This is a genomic window from Microcoleus sp. bin48.metabat.b7b8b9.023 (genome assembly GCF_013299185.1).
GTDB lineage: Bacteria > Cyanobacteriota > Cyanobacteriia > Cyanobacteriales > Microcoleaceae > Microcoleus.
In genome coordinates this window covers 89742-97145 of record NZ_JAAFKG010000006.1, presented here as the reverse complement: position 1 = coordinate 97145, position 7404 = coordinate 89742, and the positions used below count along the sequence as shown (strand labels likewise).

8 protein-coding genes are annotated in these 7404 nt (G+C 46.2%); 3 read left to right on the top strand and 5 right to left on the bottom strand.

Annotated features, from left to right (window positions below; all coding sequences use genetic code 11):
- Positions 1 to 220: 220 nt before the first annotated feature.
- Positions 221 to 1243, bottom strand: coding sequence for a hypothetical protein (locus QZW82_RS05775; RefSeq protein WP_293145960.1), 1023 nt, complete (start codon positions 1241 to 1243; stop codon positions 221 to 223).
- Between the two features lie 373 nt (positions 1244 to 1616).
- On the opposite strand from QZW82_RS05775, the gene QZW82_RS05770 reads away from it, so the two are divergent.
- Entirely contained in the window at positions 1617 to 2183 is a 567-nt protein-coding gene (locus tag QZW82_RS05770) for a hypothetical protein (protein WP_293145957.1), read from the top strand.
- A gap of 695 nt (positions 2184 to 2878) precedes the next feature.
- Positions 2879 to 5350, top strand: a complete 2472-nt coding sequence (locus QZW82_RS05765; protein WP_293145954.1) for an ATP-dependent Clp protease ATP-binding subunit — start codon at positions 2879 to 2881, stop codon at positions 5348 to 5350.
- A gap of 182 nt (positions 5351 to 5532) precedes the next feature.
- Here QZW82_RS05765 and QZW82_RS05760 read toward each other — a convergent pair whose 3' ends face one another.
- From QZW82_RS05760 to QZW82_RS05745, 4 genes are all read right to left on the bottom strand, one after another.
- Positions 5533 to 5931: a transcriptional regulator gene (locus tag QZW82_RS05760; protein WP_293145951.1), complete on the bottom strand. Its 399-nt coding sequence runs from the start codon at positions 5929 to 5931 to the stop codon at positions 5533 to 5535.
- A gap of 70 nt (positions 5932 to 6001) precedes the next feature.
- A complete protein-coding gene (locus QZW82_RS05755; RefSeq protein WP_293145948.1) occupies positions 6002 to 6127 on the bottom strand; it encodes a hypothetical protein in 126 nt (41 codons plus the stop codon).
- A gap of 58 nt (positions 6128 to 6185) precedes the next feature.
- On the bottom strand, positions 6186 to 6386 hold the full coding sequence (locus QZW82_RS05750; RefSeq protein WP_293145945.1) for a hypothetical protein: 201 nt from the start codon (positions 6384 to 6386) through the stop codon (positions 6186 to 6188).
- A gap of 55 nt (positions 6387 to 6441) precedes the next feature.
- Positions 6442 to 6627 carry a hypothetical protein gene (locus QZW82_RS05745; protein ID WP_293145943.1) on the bottom strand — a complete coding sequence of 62 codons (186 nt, stop codon included), beginning with the start codon at positions 6625 to 6627 and terminating at the stop codon, positions 6442 to 6444.
- Between the two features lie 189 nt (positions 6628 to 6816).
- Here QZW82_RS05745 and QZW82_RS05740 point away from each other — a divergent pair, with 189 nt between their 5' ends.
- Positions 6817 to 7329, top strand: a complete 513-nt coding sequence (locus QZW82_RS05740; protein ID WP_293145941.1) for a hypothetical protein — start codon at positions 6817 to 6819, stop codon at positions 7327 to 7329.
- The last annotated feature ends 75 nt before the right edge of the window (positions 7330 to 7404 follow it).

Here is a 7404-nt window from a genome sequence, read left to right as displayed (position 1 = left end):
TTTTTACAATTTAAGTCTAATCTTTAGGAATTAAGAAGGACTAAAGTCCTCACTACGAACCTAATTGTTTTTACAATTTAAGTCTAATCTTTAGGAATTAAGAAGGACTAAAGTCCTCACTACGAACCTAATTGTTTTTACAATTTAAGTCTAATCTTTAGGAATTAAGAAGGACTAAAGTCTTCACTACGAATCTAATTATAGGTTCGTAGTGAGGACTTCAGTCCTCTCTTTTGACCGCGCCCTCAGACCAAACAGGTAATTGATTAATCTTTTCCAGCGTGATATCTACATACTTTTGACCGTTCCCCGCCACATTTTCCCCAAAATATCCATCATCGCCGTCGTGCTTGTGAGGGCCGCTGACAGCTTCTGCATGGCGGCCTTGCGAACGCGCTTGATTGAAAGGTGAAGTCGCGTACCAGTACCAGCGAGTGGGAAAAACGATGCCACCAATATCCTCAATTGTATCGCGAGTGCCACGAAAATGAAAAATCCGATCGGCTTCTGCAAAACCATTTTCTCCCGAAAACACGCCCCCAACCGAAACAACTGTAATTTCTGCATTCAGCCATTCTTTAAGATAACGAGTAGCACCTAAAGCAACTTGTGCGCCCCCGCTAGTGCCAATTAAAATAACTTGCAAAGGTTTTTGAGGATTAGCTGCAATCGGAGATTTAGCATTCATGCGATCGATAATTGCATTAGCAATTCCCTGATTGTATGCAAAACCGTAGCGATAATCTAGAGAAATTGCAAACCTCCAGAGATTGCGAATTTTGATGAATATGTCTCCCGCAATCGGCCCGATTTTTTCCTGTTCTGCAAACCGCCAAAAAGGAGCTAGCAACCGCTCTCCTCCCAAACTTTTGTTAGAAGCTGAATAAGGAAAAATATCGCCCACTGCTACGCACTGCGGGTGATTTTTAACTAAACGCTTGAGAAAAAACTCTTCTCCCGGTGTTAATTCGTTCCCCGAAAAATCGCCAACTCCCGGTAAAAAGATGATATAACAATTGATCGGCGAAGACTTGCGCGCTTCTAGATTCCCGTTGTTTGAGGGCAATATCCCCGGCGGATTTTTCTTGATACCCAAAGTTTCGGCACTTTGACCCAGCCACCAGATCACAGTTCCGATCGGCGAAAGAATGCCCCAAATTATCAGGATTACACCTGCAATGCTCAACAAATTTAAACTTCCCCCGCGCAGCCACGCAAGTATCTGCAAAATGAATCTTAGCATTTAATAAAATCTGGTAGAATGCCTGTTATACCAATTTAATGGGTCGTTGCACATATTCCGATCGCGCTTGGGCCAAGGTACGTAGTTGCGCTTCAGCGCTCTTTCCTAAGGGTGCATCTCAGTTTTGTATTTGTAGTGCTGTCCCCGATCGCACTGTATAAAGCACGCGAGATCTTAAGCTCGCACTGTATAAAAACATCCTTATTGTGAAAATGAGATGCTCCCTTTCCTAATATGATAAAGAGCGCTGAAGCGCAACTACGTACCTAATTTGTCTGGCGACAATAAAATTGCCCTGCTTCTTCGGTGATTCTGCTGTATTAGAGCTTATTTTATCCAACTTGTCAACTATCTAGAGGAGCAGGGATTAAAGGTGAAGGGAGAAGATTCAATTACAGGTTTGCGGGCAACGCTTTGGAACGCACTTTCTTTGAACGGCAATTTTTATGAAAAAACTCCCTACACTGGCAAAACTAAGCGGATAGCTTTAACAATTGTAATTTTAGCAGCGGTGTCTCGTGTCTTGGGCAATGCTGTTATTTTGTTAATCAATCGAACTGAACTATCTGTGTTATTCTTAGCACTTTGGATAGATGGTTTGGCAGTCGTGGGTGGTTATTATTTTTGGAGTTTCACTATCTCGAAAATCGGGGACTGGCTGAAACCGGGTCACGTAACTTATGGGGAGTTGCTGGTGCCGATCGGATTTGCCTACGCCCCCCAAGTGCTGAATTTTTTAACGTTGATTCCGTTGCTGGGAGAAGGCATTGAGCGGATATTAGCTGTGTGGAGTTTGCTGGCTGTAATTGTGGCGGTTCGCCAAGGTTTGGATATTCAAACTCGCTGGGCGGCGTTAATTTGTCTGGTGGGTTGGCCGTTGATTCAAATTGCGATCGGCTTTGTGAAAGTTATTGAACAGTTGCTTGCACAATGGCTTTAAACAGTTGACAGTTGACAGTTGACAGTTGACAGTTGACAGTTCGAGAGCTACGTCTACCCTTAAGTCCGAGGATTGGAGTAATTAATAGTCTGATTTTAATTTCTCTCTCAAAGGGTTGGGGCTTTTAACCAATTCTTTCCGGTAAAATCAGGAAAGTGTTATAAGTTAAAAGGCAAAATTCTTGCAAAAAATTCTGAGTCTCAAGCCCTCCTAATTTATTGGGCAAGTAGGCGACTAATAGCAATTTAAAAACGCTGTCGATTTGGCCGATCGCGATCGCCCGCCCGGAGCAGTCCCTCGATCTGTTAAAATAAAATTACTTACTTTAGGGTGCAATACTTTGGCTCAAGGCGGGTGATTTGAAACAAAAGCATTCCCCGATTGCCCCCCGAGGCACTTTCGCTTGCCAATTTGAGAAAATGCTTGACACAGTGGCAGCCGCCAAGTAAAGTGAGATCCAACATTATTAGCCTTAATTTGCATTGCCACTTGTAGCTCGTATTGTAGAGCGTACTGCGAGACGGCAACCACACCCCTGCTATTCGGCTCTCCCCACTGTCCGCCCCTAATTACTAGCGATACATTGTTAAAGAAGGAAATACACAAAAATTTACATATATAATTTGTGTAGTATTTCAAATCGCTCCTCACCAGCAGCGATACAGCCCTCGCCAAGACAGTAGGAAGGAAAAAATATGTTTGAACGCTTTACAGAACAAGCCATTAAAGCAATAATGCTAGCCCAAGAGGAAGCGCGGCGCCTCGGTCACAATTTTGTAGGCACCGAGCAAATCCTTCTCGGACTCGTCGGCGAAGGCACTGGCATCGCTGCAAAAGTATTACTGGATATGGGCCTCAACTTGAAAGAGGCGCGCAATGAAATCGAAAATATCATCGGTAGAGGTTCCGGGTTTCTCCCGCCAGAAATTCCGTTTACACCCCGCGTCAAGCGCATTTTTGAGACGGCGCTGAATGAAGCGCGGCAGTTAGGCCACAATTACATCGGCACCGAGCACATTCTGCTGGGCTTGATTCAAGACGATGAAGGTGTGGCGGCGAAGGTGCTGCAAAACCTGGGAATCGATCGCCAGAGAGTCCGCACGCAAGTCATTCGTGCCGTGGGAGAAGTCGCGGCAATCCCCGGAGGCCGAGGAGATAGCGGTGGCGATCGCAAAATCCCAACTTTAGAAGAATTCGGCACTAACTTAACTAAGTTAGCAGCCGCCGGCAAACTCGATCCAGTCGTGGGTCGCGAAAATGAAATCGAGCGCGTGATCCAAGTGTTGGGGCGCCGCACGAAGAACAATCCAGTGTTAGTAGGCGAACCCGGAGTCGGCAAAACAGCCCTCGCCGAAGGCCTCGCCCAGCGGATTGTTAACAGAAACGTCCCGGAAATTTTAGAAGACAAACAAGTAATCAGCCTCGATATGGGTTCGCTGATTGCTGGTACAAAATTCCGAGGCGAATTTGAGGAACGGCTGACGAAAATCATGGCGGAAATTCGCGCGGCCGGCAATATCATTCTGGTAATCGATGAGATTCATACCTTAGTTGGTGCAGGCGCAATCCAAGGTAGCATGGATGCTTCCAATATGCTCAAACCAGCCCTCGCCCGAGGCGAATTGCAGTGTGTCGGCGCGACTACGTTGGACGAATACCGCAAGCACATCGAGCGCGATGCAGCCCTAGAACGCCGTTTCCAACCGATTAAAGTTGGAGAACCGAGTGTGGCTGAAACAATAGAAATATTGTACGGTTTGCGATCGGCCTACGAACAGCACCACCGACTGACAATTTCCGATGCAGCTTTAGAAGCAGCGGCTACACTGTCTGACAGGTACATTAACGATCGATTTTTGCCAGACAAGGCGATCGACTTAATTGACGAAGCAGGTTCTCGCGTGCACGTGCTGAACTCGCAAACCCCGCCCGAAGTTAAAGAACTCAAAAAACAACTTCCGTCCGTCAGTAAAGAAAAAGATGCTGCTGTGCGCGAACAAGACTTCGACAAAGCTGGTAAATTGCGCGATCGCGAATTAGAAATCGAAGCCCAAATCGCCGAAGCTACGATCAACAAAAGCCAAGTCAGAATCTCTCCCATCGTCACCGAAGAAGACATCGCCCACATCGTGGCAAATTGGACGGGAGTACCGGTTAGCAAGCTGACAGAATCGGAATCGGAATTGCTGCTGCACATGGAAGACACGCTGCACCAGCGCTTGATCGGTCAAGAAGAAGCTGTCAGCGCAGTTTCTCGGGCGATCCGCCGCGCGCGGGTTGGCTTGAAAAATCCCAATCGCCCGATCGCCAGTTTCATCTTTTCCGGCCCCACAGGCGTCGGCAAAACCGAACTGACAAAAGCCTTAGCAACATATTTCTTCGGTTCCGAAGAAGCGATGATTCGGTTAGATATGTCCGAGTTTATGGAACGCCACACTGTTTCTAAACTCATCGGTTCGCCTCCCGGTTACGTTGGCTACGACGAAGGCGGCCAACTAACAGAAGCAGTGCGGCGCCGTCCTTATACGGTAGTCTTGTTCGACGAAATCGAAAAAGCTCACCCGGATGTCTTCAACATGATGTTGCAAATCTTGGAAGACGGTCGTTTAACTGATGCCAAAGGTCGCACAGTAGACTTCAAGAATACGCTGCTGATCATGACATCAAACATCGGTTCGCGAGTCATTGAAAAAGGTGGCGGCGGTTTAGGTTTCGAGTTTGCTGAAAGTGCCGCAGACGGTCAGTACAACCGCGTTCGCAGCTTGGTAAACGAAGAATTGAAACAGTTCTTCCGTCCAGAATTTATCAACCGCTTGGATGAGATTATCGTCTTCCGCCAGTTGAACAAGGCAGAAATTAAGCAGATTGCTGACATCTTGTTGCAGGAAATTTTCAATCGCTTAACCGAACAGGGTATCACTTTGTCGGTGACAGACAAGTTCAAGGATTTGTTAGTTAAAGAAGGCTACAATCCCAGCTACGGTGCTCGACCTTTGCGCCGCGCCATCATGCGGTTGTTGGAGGATGTACTGGCTGAGGAAATGCTGTCTGGGAAGCTGAAAGACGGCCAAAGTGCGATCGTAGATGTGGATGAAAACGGTGTGGTTAAGGTGTTGCCCGGTGGCGAATCTGAACCGAGATTGCCGGAATTCGCCTTAAGCCATTAAGTGCGATCGACCAACAGATAAATAACGTCTAATTAAAAACCCGGTTTCTTGGAGGAACCGGGTTTTTAATTTAAAAATACCAGTTCGTAGTGCAGTTTGTAGTGCGGACTTCAGTCCGCAAAATGAAAGCGGACTGAAGTCCGCACTACGAACTAAATCGCATTTTTTGGCATTAATCTTGATTAAATGAACAAACTAGCCGAAACTTTAAAATAATCGCCGAGTGCCTTAGCTTGTGCCTTGCTAATTGCCCGCTTGCCATTGACAACCTCAGAAACTACACCACTCGATCCAATAATGCCAACTAAGTCAGCTTGACGGGTGCCGCTGGCTTCCATGATGTGTTGCAAAATCTCGTGAGGCTCGGATTTGTCGATCGCATAGTTTTGCTCCTCGTAAACTTCAATTAAAGTTACCAATAACTTGTGTAAAGCTTTTTCTTCGGGAGTGCGGTTTTTGGCGAACGTCAGCCTCTGGGCGACTGCTAGGAGGCGATCGTATTCTTCCTCGGTTTCGATCGCCCGTGGAGCAACCTCTGCCAGCAAATGGCTATAATTAGCTCGATCGAAAGTAAGGGTCATTTTTCCATTTGTCCTTGTCGTATCAGGATGTCATAGATTCCTTCTGCTAAATAGGTGGTTAAACCTTGATTCATTGGAGAATTAGTTTTTGTTTGAGCCGATCGTAGTCGATTGCGGGCGATCGCACAAACTTTACCCAGAAGAATGGGTTTAAAACCTCATCCTTCGAGGGGGGAAATAAACCAAAATTATTCACTGTTTCAATCCTCAGACTTCTAGGTAGAGGTCGATCTCAAACTGTCAACTGTCAACTGTCAACTGTCAACTGTTAAATGTCGCCCCTGCTTTTCGTCAGACAAAGACTGCTGTTTTAGCAGTTTCTCCTCATGGTCTACAAGAGCTTTCTCTAACAGGAATGCTGCCAAATTGCTAGTCGATCGCCCTTCTTGCTTTGCCCATTCCTCAAGGCGAGTATAAATTCCGTCTGCTAAATATGTTGATAGGCGTTTGGTCATTAAAGATTCAGTTTTTCTCAATTTTAAGTGTATCGCCGATGATTTCGCACCAAGCTTATTGTGGATTCTGGTTTTGATTAGACGGCGGTGGCTGTTTTTGGATCTTTTCTTGATGTTCTCTAACAGCTTTTTCTAACAGGAATGCTGCTAAGCCGCTAATTGAACGGCGTTCCTCGTTTGCCCAATCTTGAAGTTGATCGTAAATTCCATCTGCGATGGAGGTTGATAGGCGTTTCGTCATTAGAGGTTATTTTTTCTTGTCTAAGTCGATCGTCAGTGTGATGTATTTACAGTATTTTGTCTAATTTACAGCATTGTGCTGTAAATATGCAGCATAATGCGCTATACTCGGAAAAGTCAAAAGCCAGCGCGTGCCCTGAGAAAGTTCGTCGCTGGCTTGTGGCTCTAAAAATCAAAGAGAGCTATTACCATGATAAAACGTTCCAGCGACGAGAGCGAATTTTCTCGCGGCTATCAACAGGCTTTGGAGGAATTCGGCATCACGCAACTCCTATCCTGCATCCGCAGCTACTCTGACGCGGATTTCGACGCGCAGCGGATGCTGTTGCAGGAAAAAGAGGTCAAAAGCTTAGCGGGCCATCTCATCGAACAGTTGGCGGCCAACCTCACAGGCAGCCTCATCGCCAGTTATCTCGACATTCTCCGAAAAGCAGGTGCCCAGATAATTGCCGAATATTCTCCAAATCTGCAAGTAACTGTACAGCCGGAAGATAATCTGCAAGTTACGAAAACGTCCGATCTCTTCAGGCAGGATTATGCTAAACCTTGGGTGATTGTGCGAGTTTTGTCGGATGCTCGAAATCACACGGTTGCGCGTTTCTGCAACCGCCAAGATGCAGATGACCATTTAAGGGCTTTGCGTCGGTTTGTGCGATCGGGAATTTTTGAAATTATGTTCGATCGCCCTTGCGAGCCCGAGTGAGATTAAACATTAACAGCGCTGCTTTATGGTGGGCTTCGGCCCATCTTTTCCTATAATTGTTTGCTGATTCTGGTT

Bases quoted from the DNA above. Each gene is read 5' to 3' on its own strand.
- QZW82_RS05775 (WP_293145960.1), bottom strand. From the start codon at position 1,243: ATGCTAAGATTCATTTTGCAGATACTTGCGTGGCTGCGCGGGGGAAGT.
- QZW82_RS05745 (WP_293145943.1), bottom strand. From the start codon at position 6,627: ATGACGAAACGCCTATCAACCTCCATCGCAGATGGAATTTACGATCAA.
- QZW82_RS05760 (WP_293145951.1), bottom strand. From the start codon at position 5,931: ATGACCCTTACTTTCGATCGAGCTAATTATAGCCATTTGCTGGCAGAG.
- QZW82_RS05740 (WP_293145941.1), top strand. From the start codon at position 6,817: ATGATAAAACGTTCCAGCGACGAGAGCGAATTTTCTCGCGGCTATCAA.
- QZW82_RS05765 (WP_293145954.1), top strand. From the start codon at position 2,879: ATGTTTGAACGCTTTACAGAACAAGCCATTAAAGCAATAATGCTAGCC.
- QZW82_RS05750 (WP_293145945.1), bottom strand. From the start codon at position 6,386: ATGACCAAACGCCTATCAACATATTTAGCAGACGGAATTTATACTCGC.